20 protein-coding genes and 1 tRNA gene are annotated in these 24,990 nt (G+C 62.0%); 15 read left to right on the plus strand and 6 right to left on the minus strand.

Going from position 1 to position 24,990, the window contains the following annotated elements:
* The first annotated feature begins 553 nt into the window (after window positions 1–553).
* The 3 genes from JQ574_RS22185 (at window position 554) to JQ574_RS22195 (ending at window position 4,563) form a co-directional block, all read left to right on the plus strand.
* Window positions 554–2,047, plus strand: coding sequence for an MFS transporter (locus JQ574_RS22185; RefSeq protein WP_212294998.1), 1,494 nt, complete (start codon window positions 554–556; stop codon window positions 2,045–2,047).
* A 6-nt stretch (window positions 2,048–2,053) separates the two neighbouring features.
* Window positions 2,054–2,890, plus strand: a complete 837-nt coding sequence (gene otsB, locus JQ574_RS22190; protein WP_212213439.1) for a trehalose-phosphatase — start codon at window positions 2,054–2,056, stop codon at window positions 2,888–2,890.
* Window positions 2,891–3,099: 209 nt separating this feature from the next.
* Entirely contained in the window at window positions 3,100–4,563 is a 1,464-nt protein-coding gene (locus JQ574_RS22195) for a trehalose-6-phosphate synthase (protein WP_212213426.1), read from the plus strand.
* Between the two features lie 67 nt (window positions 4,564–4,630).
* On the opposite strand, the gene JQ574_RS22200 is transcribed toward JQ574_RS22195, so the two are convergent.
* A complete protein-coding gene (locus JQ574_RS22200) occupies window positions 4,631–4,975 on the minus strand; it encodes a hypothetical protein (RefSeq protein WP_212213424.1) in 345 nt (114 codons plus the stop codon).
* A gap of 194 nt (window positions 4,976–5,169) precedes the next feature.
* On the opposite strand from JQ574_RS22200, the gene JQ574_RS22205 reads away from it, so the two are divergent.
* Window positions 5,170–5,259, plus strand: a tRNA-Ser gene (locus JQ574_RS22205).
* Between the two features lie 192 nt (window positions 5,260–5,451).
* On the opposite strand, the gene JQ574_RS22210 is transcribed toward JQ574_RS22205, so the two are convergent.
* Window positions 5,452–6,330 carry a LysR substrate-binding domain-containing protein gene (locus JQ574_RS22210; protein ID WP_212213421.1) on the minus strand — a complete coding sequence of 293 codons (879 nt, stop codon included), beginning with the start codon at window positions 6,328–6,330 and terminating at the stop codon, window positions 5,452–5,454.
* A gap of 134 nt (window positions 6,331–6,464) precedes the next feature.
* Here JQ574_RS22210 and psrA point away from each other — a divergent pair, with 134 nt between their 5' ends.
* The 7 genes from psrA to JQ574_RS22245 all read left to right on the plus strand — a co-directional run bounded on the left by psrA (window position 6,465) and on the right by JQ574_RS22245 (window position 14,618).
* Complete coding sequence (gene psrA, locus JQ574_RS22215; protein ID WP_212213418.1) at window positions 6,465–7,556, plus strand: iron-containing alcohol dehydrogenase PsrA; 1,092 nt, start codon at window positions 6,465–6,467, stop codon at window positions 7,554–7,556.
* 82 nt (window positions 7,557–7,638) lie between these two features.
* Window positions 7,639–8,514 (plus strand): phosphonate ABC transporter substrate-binding protein, encoded by an 876-nt coding sequence (gene phnD / locus JQ574_RS22220; protein ID WP_212213415.1) that lies wholly within the window; start codon window positions 7,639–7,641, stop codon window positions 8,512–8,514.
* A gap of 51 nt (window positions 8,515–8,565) precedes the next feature.
* Window positions 8,566–9,387, plus strand: a complete 822-nt coding sequence (gene phnC, locus JQ574_RS22225; RefSeq protein ID WP_212213412.1) for a phosphonate ABC transporter ATP-binding protein — start codon at window positions 8,566–8,568, stop codon at window positions 9,385–9,387.
* 14 nt (window positions 9,388–9,401) lie between these two features.
* Window positions 9,402–10,199, plus strand: a complete 798-nt coding sequence (phnE, locus tag JQ574_RS22230; protein ID WP_212213409.1) for a phosphonate ABC transporter, permease protein PhnE — start codon at window positions 9,402–9,404, stop codon at window positions 10,197–10,199.
* 117 nt (window positions 10,200–10,316) lie between these two features.
* Window positions 10,317–11,561, plus strand: coding sequence for a phosphonoacetate hydrolase (gene phnA / locus JQ574_RS22235; protein ID WP_212213406.1), 1,245 nt, complete (start codon window positions 10,317–10,319; stop codon window positions 11,559–11,561).
* A gap of 11 nt (window positions 11,562–11,572) precedes the next feature.
* A complete protein-coding gene (gene phnY / locus JQ574_RS22240) occupies window positions 11,573–13,024 on the plus strand; it encodes a phosphonoacetaldehyde dehydrogenase (protein ID WP_212213403.1) in 1,452 nt (483 codons plus the stop codon).
* 19 nt (window positions 13,025–13,043) lie between these two features.
* Complete coding sequence (locus tag JQ574_RS22245; protein ID WP_212213400.1) at window positions 13,044–14,618, plus strand: alkaline phosphatase; 1,575 nt, start codon at window positions 13,044–13,046, stop codon at window positions 14,616–14,618.
* Window positions 14,619–14,960: 342 nt separating this feature from the next.
* Here JQ574_RS22245 and JQ574_RS22250 read toward each other — a convergent pair whose 3' ends face one another.
* Both JQ574_RS22250 and JQ574_RS22255 read right to left on the minus strand, forming a co-directional pair.
* Window positions 14,961–16,274, minus strand: coding sequence for an MFS transporter (locus JQ574_RS22250; protein ID WP_212213397.1), 1,314 nt, complete (start codon window positions 16,272–16,274; stop codon window positions 14,961–14,963).
* An 81-nt stretch (window positions 16,275–16,355) separates the two neighbouring features.
* Complete coding sequence (locus JQ574_RS22255) at window positions 16,356–17,378, minus strand: MBL fold metallo-hydrolase (protein WP_212213394.1); 1,023 nt, start codon at window positions 17,376–17,378, stop codon at window positions 16,356–16,358.
* Window positions 17,379–17,569: 191 nt separating this feature from the next.
* On the opposite strand from JQ574_RS22255, the gene JQ574_RS22260 reads away from it, so the two are divergent.
* The 3 genes from JQ574_RS22260 to JQ574_RS22270 all read left to right on the plus strand — a co-directional run bounded on the left by JQ574_RS22260 (window position 17,570) and on the right by JQ574_RS22270 (window position 21,442).
* Window positions 17,570–18,832 (plus strand): MFS transporter, encoded by a 1,263-nt coding sequence (locus JQ574_RS22260; protein ID WP_212213390.1) that lies wholly within the window; start codon window positions 17,570–17,572, stop codon window positions 18,830–18,832.
* Window positions 18,833–18,938: 106 nt separating this feature from the next.
* Entirely contained in the window at window positions 18,939–19,982 is a 1,044-nt protein-coding gene (locus JQ574_RS22265; RefSeq protein ID WP_212213388.1) for a tripartite tricarboxylate transporter substrate-binding protein, read from the plus strand.
* A 191-nt stretch (window positions 19,983–20,173) separates the two neighbouring features.
* Window positions 20,174–21,442: a S1C family serine protease gene (locus tag JQ574_RS22270; RefSeq protein ID WP_212213384.1), complete on the plus strand. Its 1,269-nt coding sequence runs from the start codon at window positions 20,174–20,176 to the stop codon at window positions 21,440–21,442.
* A 23-nt stretch (window positions 21,443–21,465) separates the two neighbouring features.
* Here the strand turns inward: JQ574_RS22270 and JQ574_RS22275 are convergent, their stop codons facing one another.
* On the minus strand, window positions 21,466–21,942 hold the full coding sequence (locus JQ574_RS22275; RefSeq protein WP_212213382.1) for an Lrp/AsnC family transcriptional regulator: 477 nt from the start codon (window positions 21,940–21,942) through the stop codon (window positions 21,466–21,468).
* A gap of 145 nt (window positions 21,943–22,087) precedes the next feature.
* Here JQ574_RS22275 and JQ574_RS22280 point away from each other — a divergent pair, with 145 nt between their 5' ends.
* Complete coding sequence (locus JQ574_RS22280) at window positions 22,088–23,101, plus strand: 1-aminocyclopropane-1-carboxylate deaminase (RefSeq protein WP_212213379.1); 1,014 nt, start codon at window positions 22,088–22,090, stop codon at window positions 23,099–23,101.
* A gap of 15 nt (window positions 23,102–23,116) precedes the next feature.
* Here the strand turns inward: JQ574_RS22280 and recQ are convergent, their stop codons facing one another.
* Window positions 23,117–24,979 (minus strand): DNA helicase RecQ, encoded by a 1,863-nt coding sequence (recQ, locus tag JQ574_RS22285; RefSeq protein ID WP_212213376.1) that lies wholly within the window; start codon window positions 24,977–24,979, stop codon window positions 23,117–23,119.
* Window positions 24,980–24,990 lie beyond the last annotated feature (11 nt).

Genomic DNA, 24,990 nt, shown 5'->3' on the forward strand with positions numbered 1-24,990 from the left:
GAGTCAACCAAGAACTCGTCTCCGGGGAGATCACGGCATAAGCCGTAAAGCCATTGCGCAGGGAAGGCCGGGTGTTCACCGCTGCCCTGTATGCTCGTGTGCATTTTGTTTTGTGCAAACCGCACGCGAGACCGCGGGTGCAGCGCGCACCCGGTCTTCCCTGCGCCCTCATATTTCGAGGGCAAGGATTTCTGGCAAAGCTCGGGCGCAATGCGTCGCGAGATCGCGAAACTGCGTTTGGATGAAGGTGCAACCCACAAACACCGCCGTGGTCCCGGCCTTGAGCTCAGATGCGCAATATGGTGGTGGCTGCCCGCGCATGACGACGACAGGATCGAGTGGAGGCGCACTATCCTCCGTCCGACCCGTTGGCTCGCAATGACGCGAAGGAAACGCGGTGCCCAAATCCGCACGGTTCCTATGCCGCAATGCGGGAACCATGATACCGCGCGGACGTTGTGGTCCCATGGCGGACATCATGTCTGCCTTAATTCGGGCCAAAGAAGCTTGGGGCTGGGGCGTTCCGGGTGTTTTTTTCATTGGTTCAATTCCCATGGGTGTGCAGCTGACAGGGAAACGTTCGGCAGCGAATGATTCCGCCTCCGCAGCCGTGCGGCAGGACAATGATCGCGTCATCGAAACTTCGATTCCGGCGCGGCTCGATGATTTGCGCTGGAGCGGATTTCATACCCGCGTCGTGCTGGCGCTCGGGATCACCTGGATTCTGGATGGGCTGGAAGTCACGCTCGCCGGCGCCTTGTCCGGTGCGTTGAAGGAAAGCCCGACGCTTCGGTTCTCGAATTTCGATGTCGGATTGGCCAATAGCGCCTATCTCGCCGGCGCCGTACTCGGTGCGCTTGGTTTCGGCTGGCTGACTGACCGGATCGGCCGCAAGAAACTGTTCTTCATCACGCTCGCGGTCTATCTCACGGCGACCGCGGCAACCGCGTTCTCATGGAGCGTGGGAAGTTATGCGCTCTTTAGATTCCTGACCGGTGCGGGTATCGGCGGCGAGTACACCGCAATCAACTCGACGATCCAGGAACTGGTGCCGGCGCGCTATCGCGGCTGGACCGATCTCGTCATCAACGGCAGCTTCTGGCTCGGGGCGGCGCTCGGCGCGGTCTGCGCGATCGTGCTGCTCGATCCGGCGTGGTTCGGCCCTGATATGGGTTGGCGGCTCGCCTATATGACCGGCGCTGTCCTTGGCCTCGTCGTGTTCGTGATGCGGATGTGGATTCCGGAAAGCCCGCGCTGGCTGATGATCCATGGCCGTCCCGATGAGGCACACGCGATCGTGGACGCAATCGAGAAGTCGGCGGGGCACGTGCGGGATGAGACGAAGGGCGTCCTGCCGAAGGTCAGATTGCGGATGCGCAGCCACACGCCGCTGCGCGAAGTCGCGCACACGCTGCTGACGGTCTATCGCCAGCGTTCGCTGGTTGGTCTCGTGCTGATGGCGGCGCAGGCGTTCTTCTACAACGCGATCTTCTTCACCTTCGCGCTGATCCTGACCGACTTCTTCAACATCCCGGCCAATCACGTTGGCTGGTACATTCTCCCGTTCGCGGCGGGTAACTTTCTCGGCCCGCTGCTGCTGGGCCGGCTGTTCGACACGGTGGGCCGCCGCAAGATGATCACGCTGACCTATGGCGTGTCGGGCGTACTGCTGGCGCTGTCGGGCTATCTGTTCTCGATCGGAGCCCTGACCGCGCAGACGCAGACGATCGCCTGGATGGTGATCTTCTTCTTTGCCTCGCCCGCGGCGAGTGCGGCGTATCTCACCGTCAGCGAGACGTTCCCGCTGGAGGTGCGCGCGCTGGCGATCGCGCTGTTTTATGCGATCGGCACCGGAATTGGCGGCGTAATTGGGCCCGCTTTGTTTGGTGTGTTGATCGATACGGGGTCGCGCACCAGTGTTTTCGCCGGCTACCTTTTGGGGTCGGCGCTGATGATCGTTGCGGCAGCCGTGGCGTGGCGCTACGCCGTCGCCGCCGAGCGCAAGTCGCTCGAAACTGTCGCACGACCGCTAGCCTTTGTGGAGTAAGATGAGATGAACGAGGATCTGTTGGAAATGCCATTGGAAGATGAGATCGTTGGCGAGGAGGAAGGTGCGCCGGAAACCGTTCCGGTGCCGCGCTCGCTGGTGCCGCACTTAAGCGAAACCGCTATCCTGCTCGACATCGACGGCACGCTGCTCGAGTTGATGCCGACGCCGCGCGAGGTCTGGGTCCCGCCGGGGCTGTCGAAGACGCTTAACCGGCTGCTGGCCCGCACCAACGGCGCGCTGGCGCTCGTCAGCGGCCGCTCGCTCAACGATATCGACCTGATCTTCGCGCCGGAGCAATTCCCGGCCGTCGGCGGCCATGGCGCGGAAATGCGCATCGATCCCGACAACGAATCGGTCGACGCCCATGCGCCGCCGTTGGACAGGGAATTGAAGCGCCGGCTTGCGGCGATCGCCAAGCTCAGCCCGGGAATCTTGCTCGAGGACAAGGGTTATTCACTGGCGCTGCATTATCGCCTGGCGCCGCATGCGGAGAAGGCGATCTATGCCGCGGTGTCGCTGATCAGGGCCGATTTGCCGAACGCGCCGATCGAAGTGCTGCCGGGCAAATGCGTCTGCGAGATCAAGCATTCCGGTTTCACCAAGGCGACCGGCGTGCGCGAGCTGATGACGCGTGAACCGTTCAAGGGCCGACGTCCGCTCTTCATCGGCGACGACGTCACCGACGAAACCGTGTTTGGCATTATGCCTGATTACGATGGTCTCGCATTCTCGGTCGGCCGCCGCGCGAAAGGCGTGCAGGGACATTTCGATTCGCCGAGTGATGTGAGGGAGTTTCTTGCGCATCTGCTCGATGACGAAAGAGACGCGGCGCGGCCATGATCGGCGCACGATTTTTACAAATCGCGCCGGTTTTAGAACACAGTTCCCTGACGCATCACCACCATCTCGCGGAAAATTTTCTTTTTCGTGAGTTCAGGTGAGTTCCGTCCGAGCCAGCCCGAATTTGGTTTCAATTCGTTGAAACGTTGGCCAGGAACCATATTGATGAATGGTTGTTAATTCGCGGGTGCAGCAACAGGAGGGGACCTGTGAACCTCGTCGTCGTCTCGAACCGCGTTGCGCGCGGAAAACCCAATGAACCCATGACCGGAGGCCTCGCGGCGGCTTTATTGCCCGTTGTCGAGAAATCCGGGGCGATTTGGGTAGGTTCCAGCGGTCGCGTCCGTGACGGGAACCAGAAGGAACCTTTCGCCGAAATTGAAGCATTGGGCGCGGGCGCGCTTGCCATGCTCGATCTGCCGGCGGCGCATTACGGGGGCTATTACGAAGGCTTTGCGAATTCGGCGCTGTGGCCGGCGCTGCATTCCCGCGCCGATCTGATTCGCGCCTCCCAGGAGGATTACGTCAGCTATCGCGAAGTGAACGCCTTCATGGCGCGCGCGTTGCTGCGCTTCAAAAAGCCGGACTCCGCATTCTGGGTTCAGGACTATCATTTTCTCGCGCTCGGCGCCGAGCTGCGTGATCTCGGCGTGACACAGCCGATCGGATTCTTCCTGCATACGCCGTGGCCGACGCGCTCGGTGATCTCAGGCGTGCCGCATCATCGCGATCTGATCGAGGCGATGCTGGCCTATGATCTGATCGGCTTCCAGACCGAGGAGGATTGCGAGAATTTCCTGGCTTACGCGCAGTCAGATCTCGGGCTCGCCGTGCGTGACGGCGTTGTCGTCTCGCGCTATGGCCGGATGCGCGCCGCGGTATTTCCGATCGGCATCGATCCGCAGAAATTCGCCCAGCAGGCCGCCAAGGCGATGACGCATCCCGACGTGTCGCGGCTGCGGCGCAGCCTGAATGGCGAGAAGCTCGCGATCGGCGTCGACCGGCTGGATTATTCCAAGGGGCTGATCAACCGCATCAAGGCGTTCGACCGGATGTGGACGCTGCATCCTCAGCTGTTGCGCACCGTTTCGCTGCTGCAGATCGCCACCCCGTCGCGCGGCGCGATCGAAGCCTATGGCAATCTGCAGAGCGATGTCGCCAAGCTCGTCAGCGACGTCAACGGCGTCCACGGCGAAGTCGACTGGACGCCGATCCGCTATCTCAACAAGGGCTTCGGCCAGGCTGTGCTCGCGGGGCTTTACCGCACCGCGCAGGTCGGCGTGGTGACGCCGCTGCAGGACGGCATGAATCTGGTCGCCAAGGAATATGTCGCCGCCCAGAATCCCGCCGACCCCGGCGTGCTGGTGCTGTCGAAATTCGCCGGCGCCGCCAACCAACTCGACACCGCCTTGCTGGTGAACCCGCACGATATCGACGGCATGGCCCGCACCATCTCAACGGCGCTCTCGATGCCGGTGACCGAGCGGCGGATGCGCTGGGAGGCGATGATGGAGAAGCTGCGCGGCGGCACGATCCAGCAATGGTTTGCCGATTTCATCGACGCGCTGCAGGAAAGCCAGCTCGATAGAGGCCCTTTGGGACCCGTCTTGGCTGATGCGCCGACCCGCTGGCCGCTACGCTCCATCAACAACGGCGCGCGGTATCATCATTAAAGCGTTTTCAAGCGAAGTGGCCGCCGGTTCGCGTCAAGAAACCGCGTCAAAAATCCAAAGCCTGCTCTCAATAGCAGTAGGAAACGCCATCCAGCACCGGGCAGCGTGCCCGGCGCGGATCGCTCGGATTCTCCATCGGCACCACGCCGTTGCCCTTGCCGACGAACACGCCTTTTCCGACGATGACGGACGATTTGTTGCCGATGATCACACTCGGATGCGGCGAGGCCAGGTTCGATCGCGTGCCGTCGGCCCAGATGATCGCTTCTCCCGAAAGGATGCCGCGCCTTCCGTCGTCGCAACTCACATCGACGCCCTGACGGGTGCAGGATTGCGCCATGGCGGGGGCCGCAGCGCCCGCGACCAGCGCCGCTATCAGGGTGGCGAATGAAAGCGCCCGCGTGATCATCATGCCGTTCTCCGCCCATGGTTGCCCCATGGTCGTCGGCGATAACCTGATTCCGGTTCAAGGCCCAGCGCCACGCGGTTGCCCCGGCTGACATCAGGGACAAATTATCCAATAAATTCAGACAATTGGGGAAATTTAAGCGCGCGTCCCCGCGGTCCCTTGCAAAATGTGTCCTGCCCCTTCAAGAGAGGGCCTCCGGAGAGATGGCCGAGTGGCTTAAGGCGCACGCTTGGAAAGCGTGTGTGCGGGAAACCGTACCGTGGGTTCGAATCCCACTCTCTCCGCCATCCGCCTTCAGGATTGCCTGTAAAGGGCGATAGACGGAAACGCCGCCGCGTTCCGAATACTGCCGGCTACCCGACAATGTCACGCCGCAATGGCCGGCGATACCGACGCGGTTGAAGATGCGCATGTGATCTCGTTCCACGAGATCTGCCGATTCTCCAGTCGTCCCGATCAACCCGATTGCCGTGAATGACCTACCTTGCACTGGAGAGTTTTGTCTTGCGCACGACTTCGAGAAATGCGCGAATGATCCGGCTGTTTTCGCGCTTCTGCAGAATCACGACATGCGCATAAGTGAAGATTTCCGTATCGCCGATTGGAATGAGACGAAGAGAACGGTCCGGAACGAACTCGGGTTCAGAGACATAGCTTATGCCCAACCCGCGAATGACGGCTTCGCGGATCGCCTCGCGGCTTCCGATCTCCATGACAATGCGCGGTTTGATCTTCGCCTTGGCGAGTGCCTGTTCGAACGCGCGTCGCGTCGTAGAGCCGGTCTCACGGATGATTAGCGGCTCACCTTCGAGTGCGGCGATCTTTACGTTCTTCCGCTTTGCCAGCGGATGATCTGTGCGCACAAAGACGCCAACCGGATGACGCCGATATGGAATGGTGAGAAGACGATCATCCTCGTCGATGTGTGCGAGCACCGCGATATCGCTCCTGTAGTCCAGGAGATCGGCGAGCACGTCGTGCGAGTTGCCGAGCTTCACGGCAAGCTCGATCCCCGGATAGGCGCGATTGAAGGCCGCAAGCATCTCGGTGACATGATATGGACCGACCGCGCCGACGGAAAGCCGACCGGTCTTGAGCTCGCGCGACTGCTCGAGGAATGCCGCCGCCTCTTCCTCTTCGGCAAACAGGCGTGACGTAATCGCCAATAGTTGCCGCCCCGTATCGGTCAACTCGCGCCGTCGCCCTTTCTTGATGAAGAGTTCGACACCGTACTCCTCCTCCAGCGCGCCGACCTGCGCTGTCAGCGTCGGCTGGGTGATGTGGACGGCATCCGATGCGGCGTTGAAGCCACCGGCGGTTGCCACTGCATGGAAGGAGCGGAGCTGGCTGTAACGCATAGAATAAACCTATCTATTTCTCCAAAAAAATCAATTTGTCGATGTATCAGCTTCCAGCGATGGTTCGGCATAACGAGCGCTCCTGAGAAGCGCGGAAGTGGCAGCGCTCCAGGCGCGATCAAGGGTGGAACGTCATGCGGTGGGCCTACTGGAATCCCGTAAAAGTTCGCTTCGGCGCCGGCACGTTCGATGAAGTTGAGGGCTTGATCGGCAAGCGACGCTATGCCCTCGTCACCTATAACCAGCCAATCTTCAATGACTTAGCGGCCCGCCTTGCAAAAGTCGCGGGTGAGCCGGTCGCCGTCATCGACAATATCGAGACCAACCCGGATTGCGCCGATCTGGTGAATTCCTGCCGAGTCTTCGGCGCTGCAACGCAAGCGCCCGAAGTCATCGTTGCCCTCGGTGGTGGCTCGATGATGGATGCTGCCAAGGTGCTGGCCGCCAGCAAGGGCGACTTCGAGAATGTCCGCCGCCATCTTACCGGCAAGGAGCCGCTCGACACCTCGGCGATCGTGCCGATCATTGCGGTACCGACCACTTCCGGAACCGGCAGCGAAGTCACCCATTGGGCAACCGTGTGGGATTCGGCCAACGGCAGCAAATATTCGCTCGCACATCCACTGCTCTATCCGGAAGCCGCCGTGTTGGACCCGCAACTCATTCTCGGGGCGCCGCGCGGGCTGACTCTGGCGACCGGCCTCGATTCCCTGTCACATGCGCTCGAGAGCATCTGGAACGTCAATGCCAACCCGGTCTCGGCGAGCTTCGCGGTCGAGGCTGCGCGCGAGATCATCGAAACGCTGCCGCGCCTGCTCGACAATCTCGGCGATATCGATCTGCGCACCCGTCAGGTGCGCGGCAGTCTGCTCGCCGGCTTCGCGTTCTCGCAGACCAAGACGGCTTTGGCGCACAACATCTCCTACGACATTACGCTGAAGACCGGATTGATCCACGGCATCGCCTGTTCGTTCTCGCTTCCGATCGTAATGGGGTGGGCAATAGGCAACAGCTCCGACTGCGATGCTGCACTGCGCCGGATTTTTGGCCCGGACCTCAGCGAAGGCATCCGAAAGCTGCGGTCTTTCCTCGAGGGCATGGGCGTCAAGACTGATCCAGCCGCGTATGGGGTCTCGCCCGCCGAGTGGACACGCCTGGTCGAGAAGGCGCTGGAAGGCGAGCGCGGCAGGAATTTCATAGGAAGGCAGACCGTCAAGGCAGCGTAGTGAAACAAAGCTAGAGGCGAATGCACCAATCATTAGATCACCGACAAGGTCACAAAGACCGGCGGCGTAAAGGGAGAAAGACATGACCATCACGCGTCGAAAAATGCTCGTCGGGTCCGTTGCGGCTGCCGGCGCTTTAGTCTCCATGCCGAATGTATTGCGTGCACAGGGTGTGATTCGCGTCGGCCTCATTCCGTCGGAAGATTCCCGCGCGATGCTGGCGTCGAGCCAGCAATTGCTCGATGCGCTCGAAAAGAATCTCGGCATGAAAGTGCAGGGCTTTGTCGCCGCCGACTACAACGGTGTCATCGAGGCGATGCGCTCGAACCACGTCGAAGTGGCCTACCTTGGGCCGTTCTCCTACGTGCTCGGCACAAGCGTTGCGAACATCGAAGCTTTCGCGACTGCCGAGACCTCGAAGTCCGGACGAACCTTCTATCACAGCCAGATCATCACGCGGAAGGATAGCGGTATCAAGGATATCAACGATCTGAAGGGCAAAACCTTCGCGTTCGTCGATCCGTCTTCGACATCGGGTCACCTTTTCCCCAAGGCCGGCCTGCTCAAGCTCGGTATCGACCCGGATAAATTCTTCGGCCGCGTTCTCTTCACCGGTTCGCATGATGCCAACGCGCTGGCGGTAGCCAACAAGCGCGTTGACGCGGCCACCATCGCCGACCGAATCTTGGATGCCGCCGTGCAGAAGAATCTCGTCAAGCGCGAGGACATCCACGTCGTCTGGAGTTCCGGCCCGATCCCGGAATCACCGACGGTGTGGCGCAAGAATCTGACGCCGGAGCTCAAGGCGAAGATCAAAACCGCGTTCCTGGACATCAGGGACATCACCTGGGCCGACCAGGGCAAGCTCAACCGCTTCGTCGAAACCAACGACGCGGCCTACGATGTAATTCGGGATACCGCAAAAGCGCTCAATCTCGATCTGAAGAAGATGAAATGAGCCCACTGCGCTAACACGCCGTAACCAACCCTCCGGCATAGGACTGCTCAGATGATCAAGATCGAAGGTTTGAAGAAATCATACGGCGGGAGGCCGGTGCTCCAGGGCATCGATCTCGAAGTAAAGTCCGGCGAATTCCTCGTGGTCTTGGGTCCGAGCGGCGCCGGAAAATCAACGATGCTCCGTTGCATCAACGGCCTCACGCCGCCGGACGCCGGCAAGATCGTCATCGACGGCGCGATCTTCGACTCCAAACGTGCGGCCGGCGGACGGTTGCGCCCGGTCGCGATGATCTTCCAGAACCACAACCTGGTGAAGCGACTCACCGTGCTCAAGAACATTCTGGTCGGCCGGATGGCCGGGATGTCGTCGATCCTCTCTGCACTTCAAATCTTCCCGACGAAGGACGTCGAGATCGCGATGGAATGTCTTCAGCGCGTCGAGCTGACCCACAAGGCGATGTCGCGTGCCGATCAGCTCTCCGGCGGAGAGCAGCAGCGCATCGGCATTGCCCGTGCACTGGCACAACGCCCGGCCGTCATTCTGTGCGACGAGCCGGTGGCGAGCCTCGACCCGAAAACCTCGCGTGTCGTGCTCGGCTATCTCAAGGCGATCTGCAAGGAGGAAGGCATCGCCGTCATCTGCAATCTGCACCAGGTCGACTACGCGGTCGAATTTGGCGAGCGCATCGTCGGTCTCTCCGGCGGCAAGGTGGTTTTCGACGATACGCCGGACCACCTCACCGTCGACGTCGTGCACCAGATCTATCCAGGGCTCGAAGATCCGGGGGTCGCCCGCGTGTTGCGGCCGAACGCAGGCCCACGCCTGGTGTCGAATTCGCTCGATCCCGTCGCCCTCGCGGCATCCGCCTGAGCAGGAGAATGACCATGTCCAGCTATCAACTCGTCCTTCGTCCGCCTCAGGGCCGCTTCGGCTGGTGGGGCACCGGCGTCCTCGGTCTGGTGATCCTTGGATTCCTCTACTGGGCGGCGGTCGGATCGCAGATCAACGCGACAAATCTGTGGAACGGCATCCCTTATATGTGGGACTTTATGGTCCGCATGATGCCGCCAAACCCGGGCTTCATTGAGAAGCTCTGGCGACCGGCGCTCGAAAGCTTGCAGGTTGCGATCTGGGGCACGTTGCTCGGCGTCGCGATCTCGCTGCCGATCAGCTTTTTCGCGGCCCGCAACCTCTCGCCGCATCCGGCGATTTATCACTTCACCCGCCAGGTGCTGAACTGTATGCGCGGCATCAACGAGATCATCCTGGCGCTGATCTTCGTCGCCGCCATCGGCCTCGGCCCGTTCGCCGGCGTGCTCGCCCTCGCCATCCACGGCGCCGGCATGCTCGGCAAGTTCTTTGCCGAAGCCATGGAAGACATCGACGAAGGACCGCTCGAGGCATTCCGCTCGGCTGGCGCCGGCCCGTTCAAGACCTTTTTCTTCGGCGTGCTGCCGCAAGTGCTGCCGGCCTGGCTCGGCACCATCTTTTACCGTCTCGAGACCAATGTGCGGCAATCCACCGTACTCGGCATGGTCGGCGCGGGCGGCATCGGCTTCGAACTCGTGTCCTCGATGAAGCTGTTCCAGTACCAGGACACGGCGACCTGCATCCTGGTCATCCTTGCGATGGTGTTGGTCACCGACCTCCTTTCCTCCCGCGTCCGCTCGATGATCCGATGACGCGACTCGGCCGTCCGAACATTGCCCGGCCCACTTTATGAACGTTCCCGGCATTGCCGAGAAAACGGTAACCCCTCAGCGCTCCACCGCGTGGCGCAACACTGGAAAGGATGAGCCATGCTCACACGTACTCCCGCTTCCGTGACGACGAATGGCCGCAGCTATCGCCTCCCCAATACCCCGACCGTCGTCATTTGCATCGACGGCTCCGAGCCAGGCTATATCGAGCGCGCTATCGAGAAGGGGCTTTGTCCCAATCTCGACCGGATACTTAAGACCGGCACGAACACGCAGGCGCTGTCGGTGATCCCGAGTTTCACCAACCCGAACAACCTGTCGATCATCACCGGCCGGCCGCCGGCCGTGCACGGCATCGCAGGCAACTTCTTCTACGATCGCGAGGCAAAGCAGGAAGTGATGATGAACGACGCCCGCTTCCTGCGCGCACCCACGATCCTCGCCGACTTCCAGAAGGCCGGGAGCAAGGTCGCTATGGTGACCGCGAAGGACAAGTTGCGCACGCTGCTGGGCAAGGGTCTCGACTTTCAAAAGGGTACCGCTATCGCGTTCTCATCGGAGAAGGCCGACAAGGCCGACATGGCCGAAAACGGCATCGACAACGTGCTCGAATTCGTTGGCATGAAACTGCCGGAAGTTTACTCGGCCGATCTGTCGGAATTCGTCTTCGCGGCCGGCGTCAAACTGCTCAAAACCTTCCGGCCGGACGTGATGTATCTTTCGACCACGGACTACGTGCAGCACAAGGCGGCGCCAGGTTCGGCGATCGCCGACAGCTTCTACAAGATGTTCGACCGCTACGTCGGAGAGCTCGATGCGCTGGGCTGTGTGCTGGTGATGACCGCCGATCACGGCATGAACGACAAGCATCTGCCAAACGGCCAGCCGGACGTTATCTACCTGCAGGAGATCCTTGATGAGAAATTCGGTTCCGGGATGACCCGGGTGATTCTCCCGATCACGGACCCATATGTCGCGCATCATGGCGCGCTCGGCTCATTCGCGACTGTCTACGTCGATGCTGACAAGCGGCAAGCCGTGCTCGATCACATCAAGACGATCGCGGGCGTCGAAGTTGCGATCCCGGCGGAGGAGGCTTGCAAGCGGTTCGAGCTTCCGGCCGACCGCATTGGCGACGTCGTCGTGCTTTCGTCGAAACACAAGGTGCTCGGCACCTCCGCCGCCAAGCACGATCTGTCGGGACTCACGGAACCGCTGCGTTCGCATGGCGGTCTCACGGAGCAGACCGTGCCGATGATCGCCAATCGAAAGATCAAGATTCCCGCCGGGCGGACGCTGCGCAACTTCGACGTTTTCGACGTCGCCTTGAATCTCGTGTCCTGAGGACCGGTCCCATGAACGTGCCTTTTAGTTATGCGGCAAAGCGGGAGGCTATGCGCATTGCCGGCAAACACATCACGACCGATGACGTCGTTGAGGTCCGTAATCCCTACGACGGGTCGCTTGTCGGTACCGTGCCGGCAGCGCGCCCCGAACACGTGCGCGAAGCGTTTGCCAGGGCGAAAGCATTCAAACCGAAACTATCGCGTTTCGAGCGTCAGCAGATTCTGCAGAAAACCGCTGAACTGCTGCGGGGGCGGCGCGCATCCTTCGCGCGTATCATCTCCGCGGAGTCCGGCCTGTGCTGGAAGGACGCGATTTATGAGTCGACGCGCGCCTACGACGTCTGGTCGTTCGCCGCGCAACTCGCCGTCAAGGACGATGGCGAGTCCTATGCCTGCGACATCTCGCCGAACGGCAAGGCGCGCCGCATCCATACGCTGCGAACGCCGTTGCTGGGCGTCATCTCGGCGATCACACCATTCAATCATCCGCTCAACATGGTGAGCCACAAGCTAGCGCCTGCGATCGCAACCAACAACCGGATCGTTCTCAAGCCGACCGAGCTGACTCCGCTGACCGCGCTTGCACTCGCGGACGTGCTCTATGAGGCGGGACTGCCGCCCGAAATGCTCTCTGTGGTCACGGGCAATCCATCCACGATGGGTGATGCGATGATCACTGATCCGGACGCAGACCTGGTTACCTTCACCGGCTCCGTACGCGTCGGCAAGCACATCGCCCGCACAGCAGGCTACAAGCGTATAGTGCTCGAACTCGGCGGCAATGATCCGCTGATCGTCATGGAAGACGCTGACCTCGACAAGGCGGCCGAACTCGCCGTGCAGGGTGCGACGAAGAATTCGGGCCAGCGATGCACGGCGGTGAAGCGCATTCTCGTCGTCGAGAAGGTTGCCGATGAATTCTCGAAATGCGTGCTCGAAAAGGCCAGGAAGCTGAAATGCGGCAACCCGGCCGATCCGGAAACCGACGTCGGCACGGTCATCAATGAGCGATCCGCAGTGCTGTTCGAAAGCCGTGTCAACGACGCGGTGACGAAAGGTGCCGAGCTGCTTCACGGCAATGATCGCCAGGGTGCGCTCTATTCCCCGACTGTCGTCGACCGCGTGCCGTACGATTGCGAACTGGTGCACGAGGAGACGTTCGGTCCGGTGATTCCGATCATCCGTTGTCCGAACGACATCGCAGAGGTGATCCGCATTTCCAATTCGACCGCCTACGGGCTGTCCTCCGGCGTTTGCACCAACCGCTTCGATTACATTACGCGCTTCATCAATGAGCTCGAGGTCGGCACGGTGAACGTTTGGGAGGTGCCGGGCTATCGCACCGAGATGTCGCCGTTTGGCGGCATCAAAGACTCTGGGCAGGGCTACAAGGAGGGAGTTGTGGAAGCCATGAAAGGCTTCACCAACGTGCGGACGTATTCGATGCCCTGGCAGGGCTGACGATCAATCGGAGCCGACCATGACGTCGTATACGCGCCGCGATGCGCTTGCCGGAGCCATCGGCATTGCCTTGTCGACCTCCCTTGCAGCCGGTCCGGTTCACGCGTCCTCAGGCAGCAGCATCTTCAAACTGGGGATCGCATCTGGAGATCCATGGCCCGATGGCGTCGTGCTGTGGACGCGGCTGGTTCGTGACGTTCTGGCTCCCGACGGAGGTATGGGTGATGCTCCCGTCGAGGTTACCTGGGAAGTGGCGCGCGACGAACGTTTGCAGGATGTCGTGCGGGCCGGCGTCACCCTGGCGATGCCGGAAGTCGCGCATTCGGTGCATATCGAGGTCGGCGGCCTCGAGCCCGGGCGCTCCTATTGGTACCGCTTTCGGGCCGAGAAGACCGAGAGTCCAATCGGTAGAACTCGCACCGCGCCTGCGCCGGGACAGCAGGTGTCGCGTCTGCGGTTCGCTGCGGCCGCATGCCAGCATTGGATGTACGGGAACTGGGCCGCCTATCAACCGATGGCCGATGAAGACCTCGACTTCGTGTTGCACCTCGGAGACTACATCTACGAGGCTCCGTCATCTAGCCCTGCCGCCGTCAAGCAGAAGGTCCGCGACGTTCCCTTCGACGTTCCAAAGACGCTGGCCGACTATCGGCGGATGCATTCATGGTACAAGACCGATCCGGCGATCCAAATGGCGCACGCTGCCTTTCCCTGGATTGCCATCTGGGATGATCACGACGTCGAGAACGACTATGCGGGAAGCCACGCTCCCGGTCGGCCGTCGACGGCGGCGTTCCTGCGGCAGCGGGCTGCGGCCTACCAGGCCTATTGGGAGCACATGCCACTGAGGGACGCACAGCGCCCGTTGGGACCGGACGCAATCCTCTATCGGCGCTTGGCGTTCGGCGACTTGATCGACCTCATCATGCTGGACGAACGCCAGTATCGCTCGCCGCTCCCTTGCCCACCACCAGCACCGGCGCTTGATCGCAGCCGCCTGGTTTCTGCTTCGGAATGCGCAGACGCATTCAACCCCGAGCGAACGATGCTCGGACTGAATCAGGAGAGCTGGCTTGCGAGCTGCCTTGCCGAGCCGGCTCGCGGACGTTGGCTGCTTCTCGGACAGCAACTCATGTTCTCGCCATTCGAGCGAAAGCTGAAATCCGGCACCGGCTTCTCCACCGACGGCTGGGATGGCTACGCGGCAGCCCATCAGCGCGTCATCGATCTGATCGCCGCACGTCCGCGCCGCGACACCATCGTTCTCGGAGGCGATATTCACGGATTCGTCGCCTCGAATGTTCCATCCCGGCGACAGGATATTCGCTCGGATACTGTCGCAGCCCACATCGTCTGCGGCGCCATCAGCTCCCGCCTGGGCGATCACAGTGGCTATATGGCGTCGCTTCCGGACAATCCGCATATCCAGTTCGTCGATGCTAAACGTCACGGTTACACGCGTTGTACCTTTACGCGAGACCAAGCCTTGTTCGAGTTTCGTGCTGTCGATGACGTGCGCGACCCAATGTCTGGTCTCGACACGTTGGCCACCTTCGAGACCAAATGGGGCGTAGCCGGTTTGCGGCGCATTTGAGAGAGGCCCACTTGCCCGAGTTCGCCCAGGGTCGGGCCGGAACCCGGATGAGCCACCGTCAGTTCCCGCGACTGGACGGTGATCTCCGTCACCCGCCTTCGCTTGCGCTTCGGCGCGGCATGCCCGCGATGAGCGCAAGCGACGGCGGGCTGGTTAGAGCTTCCTCGATGCATCGGTAATGCCGGGGAACCAACACCGGAGCATTTGCCTTATTGGTGGATGAAGGCATCGAAATCTGCCACGACCGACATCATCGCCGGCCTTGCGCTCGCCATCGCGCTGGGCGCGACCGGCTATTACGGCTATTTGGCTTGGCTGCTGGTGTCGCCGGATTGAGCGCATCTACGCCTTGCCGATCTTGCGCGGTGCAAGCATCAACAGCCCCGCCGCGACAAATGCCAGTACCGCTGCCAGCTGAAACGTCTGCTGGAAGGCTTCAAAGAAGCCATGCGCCGCTTGCAGGATTTCGAACACCAGAAAGAAAACCGATGCCGCGGTCACCGTGCCCAGCGTTCTCGTGAGCAGCGCAAGGCTGCCCGCGACGCCGCGCTCCGTCAGCGGAAGTGTTGCAGTCACGATGTCCGAATAGGCGAGCTGGAACAGGCCGAGGCCGATACCCTGCACGATCAGCCCTGTCACCCGCAGCGCTGTCGGGGTCTGCTCGGTCCACGCGCCCAGCAGCAGAAGCCCGGCGCCAATGATGGCGGCACCTGCGATGGCCAGCCGCTCCGATGAGATCAGCCGTCCGGTGAGGCGACCGGCGATCGGCGCTGCCAGCGCCGCGCCGGCCGCGCCGGCGGCCAGGATGGCGCCGCCCTCTGTCAGCGTGTAGCCGGGCATTCGCGCCAGATAATAGGGCACCAGCAGCCAAACCGAAAAGGCTGCGAGATTGGCCAGCACGCTGACAAAGTTGAGCAGCGCAAAGCCCGGCCGTTTGAGAACGTCCATTGCGATGATCGGTCGCGCCGTGCGGGATTGGCGGAAGGCAAAGCCTGCAAACGCCACGACGGACAGCAATCCGAGCCAGACGGCGGAGAGCTCGCGGATTCGATTGATCGCCATCAGCATGGTCACCAGGCCCAGCGCCAATGCGATGCCGCTTGGAATGTCAAAGCGTTCGCTTGTCAGGCGTGGCGGGGCCGCTGGCAGGCCGCGGAGCAGCAGCAGTGCCGCGATCGCGACGGGAATTCGGAACCAGAACACCGCCGGCCAATCCCAGATCGCCGTCAAAGCGCCCCCGAGCAGCGGACCGAGCATCCAGCCCAATGCCATCATCATTGTATAGGTGCCGAGCGCCCGGCTGCGTCGCTCTTCGCCGTAGAGTGATGTCACCAGCGCTACGCCGCAGCTCATCACCAGTGCCGCGCCGATCCCCTGCAGGCAGCGAAACACCAGCATCGCGCCGTAGCTGGGCGCACAGCTGACCAGTAGCAACGCCACCGCACTGCAGATCAGGCCGGCCCGGTAGACGACCGCGTGACCGATGGTGTCGCCGATGCGTCCGAGCGCCAACAGCAGGCTGGCGTAGGTCAAGACGTAGCAGATCACCACCCACTGGATGTCGCCGATCGAAAGTTCGAAGCCGCGGGTGATGGCAGGGAAGGCGATATTGACTGACGTGTCGAGCTGCGCCGTCGCCGTGCCCAGCCCGATCATCGCAATCTGCCACGCCTTGGAGTGGAGAAGGCCGACAGATGCTTTGGGAGGATTCGGTTCGGTTGCTGAAGGCACGTTGTGTTACGCCGGTGCGAAGCTGATCGCACCATTAGCATCGACATCGCGCGTCAATCTGTCGATCGAAGCCAACATGTTCAGATGCGCAAGCGACTCGCCAAAAGCCTGGCGCGGATTGGCGTACAGCACCCGCGGAAACACTTCCTGCGCGATCGCGAACGCAGTCGTCTTGCCTGACACGACGGATGCCACGTCGTCGAGCCGCGCCCGATGATGCTCGCGCAGCTGGGCGAGCCGGGCATGCAGTCCGCGAAACGGCAGGCCGTGCGACGGCAGCACCAGGGTATCCGGCGCCAGCGCCTCGAGCCGCGTCAGCGCCTCCAGATACTCCTTCATCGGGTTGGCTTCCGGCTGCGCCGACGGCACGATCACCGACGGCGCCATGTGCGACAGGATCTGGTCGCCGGCGATCAGGATCTTGTCGCTCTCGCAATAGAACATCGCATGTTCGGGCGAATGTCCGCCCGCCGTGATCGTCCGCCACTCGCGCTGCCCCATGGCGATCACATCGCCGTCCCGGATGCGAATGAATTCGCGCGGCGGTCGCAGGCCAAGATATTTGGATGGGCGCTGCGCCTGGATGATCCCGGTGGCGTCCTCGTCGGAGGCGCCGCTCCGCTTCATGAAGCCGGCAAAATGCTCGTCCGGACCGTCTTCGCGCTCATGCCACATCTTCCAGCCGCTGAGCCATTCGGCAAGCGGCATGCGCACCGTGCATTTCATTTCCTTCACCAGATATCCGGCGAGGCCGAAATGATCGAGATGGGCGTGCGTGAAGGTGAGGTTCTGCAACGGGCGGGCGCGCAACAGCCCGCGCCAGAGCTTGTCCCAGATTTCAAACGTGTCGTCGGTGTTCAGCCCGCAATCGACCAGCGTCCATCCCGGACCGTTGTCGAGCAGCCAGCAATTGACGTGATTGGGAATCGTGGGCATCGGCAGCCGCACCCAGAACAATCCGGGCAGCACGTCGGTCAATTCGCCATAGGCCGGCGGGCGCTGGACCGTGAGTTTCAGATCGTCGGACATTCGTTTCCCCCGGACCGTCAGCTTACGCGATTTCATCGGACCATCAACGCCAAAGGGATTTTCATGCCTCCCATGCGGCTATGCGCAGCAAAATCTTCCACCCAGGCCTTGAATGGGGAACGTTTCTCCTAGAGAAGGTGACGAACCGTCGCGCAATCGGCGCTCCGAGGTCAGTTAGGCAAAAAACCAAAATGGATGCGCTGAACCCCCTATCAGGGCTCAAGCCGGAAGCTGATCCCGCGCCGGACCTCGATCGGCGGGCACGCCGCAATCTGCTGCTGCTGGCTTGTTGCCAGGCGGTCGGCCAGTCCTGCAACACCATGATGTTTGCGGCGACGGGGCTGTCCGTCATCACCTTCTATCACCATCCCGAGTTCGCCAACCTGCCGGTCACGATGCAGCACCTCGGCGTGATGATCTGGGTATTCCCGGCCGCGCTGCTGATGCAGCGGGTCGGCCGCAGCATCGGCTTTCGCGTCGGCTCGCTGTTCGGCATGGCCGGCGCCATCATCATGTGTACCGGACTATACACCGCCAACTTCATGGTGATGTGCGCCGGCGGTCTCATCCTCGGCTACGCCGTCGCCTGTCTGCAGATGTACCGGTTTGCCGCGGCGGAATTGGTGCCGATCCATTACCGCGCCAAGGCGATTTCGTGGGTTACGGCCGGCGGCGTCGCCGCTGCGGTGATCGGCCCCAGCCTCGTGCGCGTGACGCACGATCTGGTGATGCCGCTGTATCTTGCGACCTACGCCGCCATTCTGGGCCTGCATGTGATCGTCTTTGCGGTGATGTCCTTCATCACCTTCCCCTCGGTCGCGGCTTCGACGGCTGCCGAGGGGGCTGCCGTCTCTTCAGCGCCGCCGCGTCCGCTCTGGGTGATTGCCAGCCAGCCGCGCTTCATCGCCTCAGTCATCGCCGGCATGCTGGCGTTCGGCACGATGTCCTTCATCATGAGCGCTTCGCCGCTGGCCATCGTCGGCTGCGGGTTTCCGCACGCGGAAGCCCACTGGGTCATCTTCATGCATGTGCTTGGCATGTTCGTGCCGTCGTTCTTCACCGGCAATCTGATCAACCGGTTCGGCGCCACGACGGTCATGGCCTGGGGTGTCGCGCTGATGCTGGCCGGCGTTGCTGCCGCGCTCGCCGGGCTGAGCGAATGGAATTTCCGGATCGCGCTCACCGTCAACGGCGTCGGCTGGAATTTCCTGTTCGTCGCCGCCACCACTGTCGTGACGACATGCTACCGCCCGAGCGAGCGTGGCAAGACCCAGGCGCTCAACGATCTCCTGGTTTTCAGCACGACCGCGACGTCGAGCTTCATGGCGGGGTTTCTGCAGGATCGCTGGGGCTGGCATCCGCTCAACTGGTTTTCGGTGCTGCTGATGCTGGCCGCCGCCGCCGCCGTCCTATGGCTTCGCTACCAGCGCCCGACATTGAGCCCGGCACGCTAGGAATGCCCGCGTCGCATTGTATTTGATTTGCAGACGCACAATCAGCATGATCTGAACTCACGCGATACCGCCCGCTTTGCTGCAGTGCGATTTCGCGAACGCGTGCATGACCGCAAACATGCGGCATGACAAGAAAAACCATGGGAAGGACGCCGTCGTGATCAACCGGCTTTTTAGCAGCGCGCTTATCGGCCTTGGCCTCTTGCTTGCTGCGCTTGTGACGCAGGCCCAAGCGCAATCGTCTCCCAAGACCATAACGCTTGTCGTGCCCTATGCGGCGGGTGGCGGCACGGACACCGTGGCGCGTCTCATCGGCGAGCGGATGTCGGGCACGCTCGGCCAGACCGTCATCATCGAGAACGTGGTCGGAGGCGGCAGCACGCTGGCCAATGACCGTGTTGCCCGATCGGCACCTGACGGCTCCACCATCCTGATCAATCACGTCGCGCTGCTGGCGGCGCCCAGCCTGTTCATCAATCTGCGCTACGACACGGCAACCGCCTTCGAGCCGGTCGGCCTCGTCAACAACGCACCGATGGTGCTGATCGGCCGCAAGTCGATTCCCGGCGCGGGACCGAAGGATTATGTGGCCTGGATCAAGGCGCAGGGCGACAAGGCGAACTTCGCGCATGGTGGTATCGGCACCAACAGTCATTTGTGCGCCGTGATGATGGGCAATGTGCTCGGCTTCAAACCGACCGTCGTGGCGTATCGCGGATCGGCGCCGGCGATCGGCGATCTGCTCGCCGGGCAGATCGATCTGCTGTGGGACCAGGTGACCAATGCGTTGCCGCAGATTCAGGCCGGAACGCTGCACGGCATCGCCATTACGTCGCCAAAACGGCTTGAACAGTTGAAGGACGTGCCGACCACCGCCGAGCTCGGCATGCCCGAGGTCAGCTACACGATGTGGCATGGCCTCTACGTGGCCAAGGGCACGCCCAGGGAAACCGTCGGCGCGCTGAATTCGGCGCTCCGCAAGGCGCTGGCTGACCCGGTGCTGCTGGAGAAGCTGACGCAACTCGGCACCCTGCCATTTCCTGAGAACGAGTTGACGCCCGAGGCGCATGCGCGCCTGTTCGCCGCCGATCTGCCACGCGTGGCAAAGCTCGTTGAAAGCTCGGGCGTCAAGGCGAGCGAGGCGAAGTAGGGCGCTGCCGCCTTGCAGTTCAGTTTCCGGATTGACACGCGGGAGTTGAAAGAACAAAGTAAGAACTTGCGGGTTGGGCTCGGGCCGCACTTCGCGCGCCTGTCGCGGTGGCGTGACGCTGAAGATTCGCGTGGCGCTTGCGGTTTGATTTCAACGCCTCTTAAGATGAGCGCTCATTTGAGTAGGTCGAAATGAAGTTTGCAATCGGAGCGATCGTTGCAGCGTTTTGCCTGATTGCGACGCTTTCAACCTCGGATGCCCGCGGCCCTTACGGCACGATCAACGTCGGCAACTGGAAGGGCGGGGCCTATACCAACGACCAGAGCGGCGCGTTCACGCACTGCGCCGCGGGTGCCACCTATGGGAGCGGCATCCACTTTGTCGTCACGATAGACGACAAGGCGGCATGGGGTCTGGGATTCGCCCACGAGAACTGGACGCTTACCACCGGACAGGCATTTCCGATTGTCCTGACGTTTGATGGTCAGACGCCATTCAACGTTCACGGCATCCCGATCGGCGACAAACTGGTCCGTGTGCCGATGCCGCCCAACTCGGCGCTCATCACGCAATTCCGCAAGGCCAAGACGATGACCGCCTTCACGCAAGGGCAGCTTTTCCAGTTCAAGCTCGATCAGACCGCGCAATTGTTGCCCGCGCTGGCCAATTGCGTTGCCAGCATCAAGAAGAATGGGCTCGCGGGCGCCGGCGAGTTCGCGGTCGCTCCGAAGCAGGTGGCGGCGGCCGGGCCGGCGCAACCGAATTCCGCACAGCCAAAGGCCACCAGATCGGTCAACAAAACCGGTACGGGCTTCGTCGTCAGCAGTAGCGGACACGTGGTCACCAATCAACACGTGGTTGATGGCTGCAGTGGCGACATCCTCGGAAACTTGACCGGCGAGGCCCCGGTCAAGCTGCGGCTCGTTTCAAGCGATGAAACCAACGATCTCGCCTTGCTGCAGGCGCCGAGCGCCTTCAAGGAAGTGGCGACGATTCGGGGCAAGGCGATCCATTCGGGCGATAGCGTCGTCGCAATCGGCTATCCGTTCCACGGCCTGTTGTCCTCCGATTTCACGGTCACCACCGGGATTGTAAGTTCCCTGAGCGGCCTCATGAACGATACCCGCTTCCTGCAAATCAGTGCTGCGGTTCAGCCCGGCAACAGCGGCGGGCCGCTGCTGGACACCAGCGGCACGATCGCCGGAATGGTGGCAGCAAAACTCAATGCGTTGAAAGTTGCCAGGGCGACCGGCAACATCCCCGAGAATATCAATTTCGCGATCAAGACCGGCGCATTGCGGGACTTCCTGGACAACAGCGTCGTGCCCTACCAGACCGCCGTCGAGGCAAAGGCCGAGCTGAAGACGTCCGACATTGCGCGCAACGCAAGGGCGTTCACGCTGCTGATTTCCTGCACGGCGACCGAACAGAGCGCGAGTGCGAAAAAATCGAGCGAGTGATCCGCTCTCGCCAAAACGCCTTCTCAAAAATCCAGCGGCGCGTTGTCGACGACTTCCTTCATGACGAAGAAGGTTCGCGTCTGGCGCACGCCGGGCAGCGCGATCAGCTGCTCGCCATGGATGCGGTTGAAATCTTCCATGTCGCCGACGCGGATCTTGAGGAAATAATCGAAATCGCCGGCCACTAGATGGCAGTCGAGGACGAACTTCAGTTTCGCGATCGCGCGCTCGAACGAGGCAAAACTTTCGGGCGTGGAGCGGTCGAGCACGACGCCGACCATGACCAGCGCGCCCTTGCCGACCTTGCGCGGCGCCACCATGGCGCGGACCGTGCTGACAAACCCGTCGTCGAGCAGGCGCTGGGTGCGGCGGTGACAGGTCGCCGGGCTGACCCCGACCGCTTCGGCCAGCTCGGCATTGCTGAGCCGGCCGTTATTCTGCAGCAAACGCAACATCTTGAGGTCGACGCGGTCCAGTCGGGTCACGGAAGAATCTCTCATAAGGTGGTCAGCAGATGAACGAAAACTACCACCAATGATCAATCCAGCAACCAATCCATCAAAATCCGATGGTAACTTAGAGAGCACCTTTCCGTCGTCTGATGATCGGCGTTCCCGCAAGATCAGACATCAACGGGGATGACGCATGCTGGAAAAATTCGAACGCTATCCGCTGACATTCGGGCCGACCCATATCGAGAAGCTGGAGCGGCTGACGCAGCATCTCGGCGGCAAGGTCGAACTCTACGCCAAGCGCGAGGACTGCAATTCGGGCCTCGCCTTCGGTGGCAACAAGCTGCGCAAGCTCGAATATATCGTGCCCGACGCGATCGCTTCCAACGCCGATACGCTGGTTTCGATCGGCGGCGTGCAATCCAATCACACCCGCATGGTCGCCGCGGTCGCGGCCAAGATCGGCATGAAATGCCGTCTGGTGCAGGAAAGCTGGGTGCCGCATGAAGACGCCGTCTACGACCGCGTCGGCAACATCCTGCTCAGCCGCGTGATGGGCGCCGACGTCCAGCTGGTGGATGAAGGTTTTGACATCGGCATTCGGCAAAGCTGGGAAGAAGCGATCGCGGACGTGAAAGCCAAGGGCGGCAAGCCGTATGCGATCCCGGCCGGCGCGTCCGTGCACAAATATGGCGGGCTCGGCTATGTCGGCTTCGCCGAAGAGGTCCGCGCCCAGGAAAAGGAACTCGGCTTCGCCTTTGATTACATCGTGGTCTGCACCGTCACCGGCTCCACCCATGCCGGCATGCTGGTCGGGTTTGCCAAGGACGGCCGCGCGCGGAAGGTGATCGGCATCGATGCCTCGTTCACCGCTGCGCAGACCAAGGCCCAGGTGCTTGATATCGCCCGCAACACCGCTGCCTTGGTCGAGTTGGGCAAGGAGGTCGTCGCAGACGACGTCGTCCTGATCGAAGACTATGCCTACCCGGCCTATGGCGTTCCTTCGGAAGAGACCAAGGAAGCAATCCGGCTTTGCGCGCGGCTCGAAGGCATGATCACCGACCCGGTTTACGAGGGAAAATCCATGCAAGGCATGATCGACCTTGTGAACAAGGGCTATTTCCCCAAGGGATCGAAGGTGCTGTACGCCCATCTCGGCGGCGCGCCCGCGATCAACGGGTATGCCTACACGTTCCGCAATGGCTAGCGCGGCGGTGAGTGCTTAGCGCTCCGCGTCCTTCACCAGCGCGATCAGCTCGTCGCCATAGTGCTCGAGCTTCTTGTCGCCGATGCCGGGGATGTTGCGCAGTTGGTTGAGCGTCGCGGGGCGGGAGGCGGCGATGCCGTCGATGGTCGAATCGTGCAGCACGACATAGGCCGGCACGCCGCGCTTGCGCGCGATCTCGGAGCGCCAGGCCCGCAGCGACGCCTGTAGGCCGGCATCGGCGGGCGCACCTTCTCCGGTAAACCGTGGCGCCAGATCGCCGCGCCTTGATTTGGCTCGGCTGGCGCGAACGCGGGTGCCGGCGGGCGCCTCGCGCAGCATCACCGCGGTCTCGCCCTTCAAGACGCCGCGCGCGCTCTCGGTCAGCTTCAGCGCGCCAAAGGCCTCGCTGTCGGCGTGCAGATGACCCATGGCGACGACTTGCCGGATCGCGGCGCGCCATTGCTTCTCGTTGAGTTCGGCGCCGATGCCGAACACGGATATCTTGTCGTGGCCGAATTGCGTGACGCGCTCGGTCATGCGGCCCACCAGCACATCGATCAGGTGCATGGCGCCGAAGCGCTGCCCGGTGCGATAGGCGCAGGACAATATTTTCTGCGCGATCACCTTTCCGTCGAGAAGTTGTGGCGGTGAAAGACAATTGTCGCAGTTGCCGCAATTGCCGGCGCTGACCGCTTCGCCGAAATAGCCGAGCAGGCGGCTGCGCCGGCAGCCCGCGGTCTCCGCGAGGCCGACCAGCGCATCGAGCTTGCCGACCGACACGCGCTTGAACGCGTCCGAGCCGGTGGATTCGTCGATCATGCGGCGCTGTTGCACGATATCGGACAGGCCATAGGCCATCCAGGCGCTGGAGGGCTTGCCGTCGCGGCCCGCACGCCCGGTCTCCTGGTAATAGGCCTCGATGCTCTTCGGCAGATCGAGATGCGCCACGAAGCGCACGTCGGGCTTGTCGATGCCCATGCCGAACGCGATGGTGGCGACGATCACGACACCGTCCTCGTTGATGAAGCGATCCTGGTTGCGGGAACGCAGACCGGCGTCGAGGCCGGCGTGATACGGCAGCGCCGGCACGCCGGCCTTGTTCAATGCCGCGGCGGTGTCCTCGACCTTGGCGCGCGACAGGCAATAGACAATGCCGGCGTCGCCGGCATGCCGTTCGCTGATGAAGGCCTTCAGCTGGGCGGGCGCGTTCTGCTTGTCGACGATCTCATAGCGGATATTGGGCCGGTCGAAACTGGCGACAAAGCGCGGCGCATCGGTAAGCTTGATCCGCTCGGCGATCTCCTGGCGCGTGAGGTCATCGGCGGTGGCGGTCAGCGCGATCCGCGGCACATCGGGGAACCGCTCGGCGATGACGGAAAGACCAATATATTCGGGGCGGAAGTCGTGCCCCCATTGCGACACGCAATGCGCCTCGTCGATCGCAAACAGCGCGATCCTGGCGCGTGCAAGCAGGCCGAGGCAGCGCGGCGTCAGCAGCCGCTCGGGCGCGACGTAAAGCACGTCGAGGTCGCCGGCCAGCAGCCGCTGTTCGACGGCGTTGGCTTCCTCATACGACAGCGTCGAATTCAGCACCGCTGCCTTGACGCCGGCTTCGAGCAGGCCGGCGACCTGGTCGCGCATCAATGCGATCAGCGGCGACACCACAATGCCGCAGCCTTCGCGCAACAATGACGGCAGCTGATAGCACAGCGACTTGCCGCCGCCGGTCGGCATCAGCACCAGGCAATTGCCCCCATCAGTGACGTGACGGACGATCTTTTCCTGCTCGCCCCGAAAGGCCGGCAGGCCGAACACGGAGTTCAGCACGGACAGCGCGTCAGGGGCTTTGTCCGGCTTGCGGTTAAGGGCTGCTTCCATATCGGCTTCAA

This window comes from Bradyrhizobium sp. AUGA SZCCT0158 (assembly GCF_018130065.1).
Taxonomy (GTDB): domain Bacteria; phylum Pseudomonadota; class Alphaproteobacteria; order Rhizobiales; family Xanthobacteraceae; genus Bradyrhizobium.

Excerpts from the sequence above, each read along its gene's own strand:
- JQ574_RS22185 (WP_212294998.1), top strand. The coding sequence starts at position 554 with ATGGGTGTGCAGCTGACAGGGAAACGTTCGGCAGCGAATGATTCCGCC.
- otsB (WP_212213439.1), top strand. The coding sequence starts at position 2,054 with ATGAACGAGGATCTGTTGGAAATGCCATTGGAAGATGAGATCGTTGGC.
- JQ574_RS22200 (WP_212213424.1), bottom strand. The coding sequence starts at position 4,975 with ATGATGATCACGCGGGCGCTTTCATTCGCCACCCTGATAGCGGCGCTG.
- JQ574_RS22210 (WP_212213421.1), bottom strand. The coding sequence starts at position 6,330 with ATGCGTTACAGCCAGCTCCGCTCCTTCCATGCAGTGGCAACCGCCGGT.
- psrA (WP_212213418.1), top strand. The coding sequence starts at position 6,465 with ATGCGGTGGGCCTACTGGAATCCCGTAAAAGTTCGCTTCGGCGCCGGC.
- phnD (WP_212213415.1), top strand. The coding sequence starts at position 7,639 with ATGACCATCACGCGTCGAAAAATGCTCGTCGGGTCCGTTGCGGCTGCC.
- phnC (WP_212213412.1), top strand. The coding sequence starts at position 8,566 with ATGATCAAGATCGAAGGTTTGAAGAAATCATACGGCGGGAGGCCGGTG.
- phnE (WP_212213409.1), top strand. The coding sequence starts at position 9,402 with ATGTCCAGCTATCAACTCGTCCTTCGTCCGCCTCAGGGCCGCTTCGGC.
- phnA (WP_212213406.1), top strand. The coding sequence starts at position 10,317 with ATGCTCACACGTACTCCCGCTTCCGTGACGACGAATGGCCGCAGCTAT.
- phnY (WP_212213403.1), top strand. The coding sequence starts at position 11,573 with ATGAACGTGCCTTTTAGTTATGCGGCAAAGCGGGAGGCTATGCGCATT.
- JQ574_RS22245 (WP_212213400.1), top strand. The coding sequence starts at position 13,044 with ATGACGTCGTATACGCGCCGCGATGCGCTTGCCGGAGCCATCGGCATT.
- JQ574_RS22250 (WP_212213397.1), bottom strand. The coding sequence starts at position 16,274 with ATGATCGGGCTGGGCACGGCGACGGCGCAGCTCGACACGTCAGTCAAT.
- JQ574_RS22255 (WP_212213394.1), bottom strand. The coding sequence starts at position 17,378 with ATGTCCGACGATCTGAAACTCACGGTCCAGCGCCCGCCGGCCTATGGC.
- JQ574_RS22260 (WP_212213390.1), top strand. The coding sequence starts at position 17,570 with ATGGATGCGCTGAACCCCCTATCAGGGCTCAAGCCGGAAGCTGATCCC.
- JQ574_RS22265 (WP_212213388.1), top strand. The coding sequence starts at position 18,939 with ATGACCGCAAACATGCGGCATGACAAGAAAAACCATGGGAAGGACGCC.
- JQ574_RS22270 (WP_212213384.1), top strand. The coding sequence starts at position 20,174 with ATGAAGTTTGCAATCGGAGCGATCGTTGCAGCGTTTTGCCTGATTGCG.
- JQ574_RS22275 (WP_212213382.1), bottom strand. The coding sequence starts at position 21,942 with ATGAGAGATTCTTCCGTGACCCGACTGGACCGCGTCGACCTCAAGATG.
- JQ574_RS22280 (WP_212213379.1), top strand. The coding sequence starts at position 22,088 with ATGCTGGAAAAATTCGAACGCTATCCGCTGACATTCGGGCCGACCCAT.
- recQ (WP_212213376.1), bottom strand. The coding sequence starts at position 24,979 with ATGGAAGCAGCCCTTAACCGCAAGCCGGACAAAGCCCCTGACGCGCTG.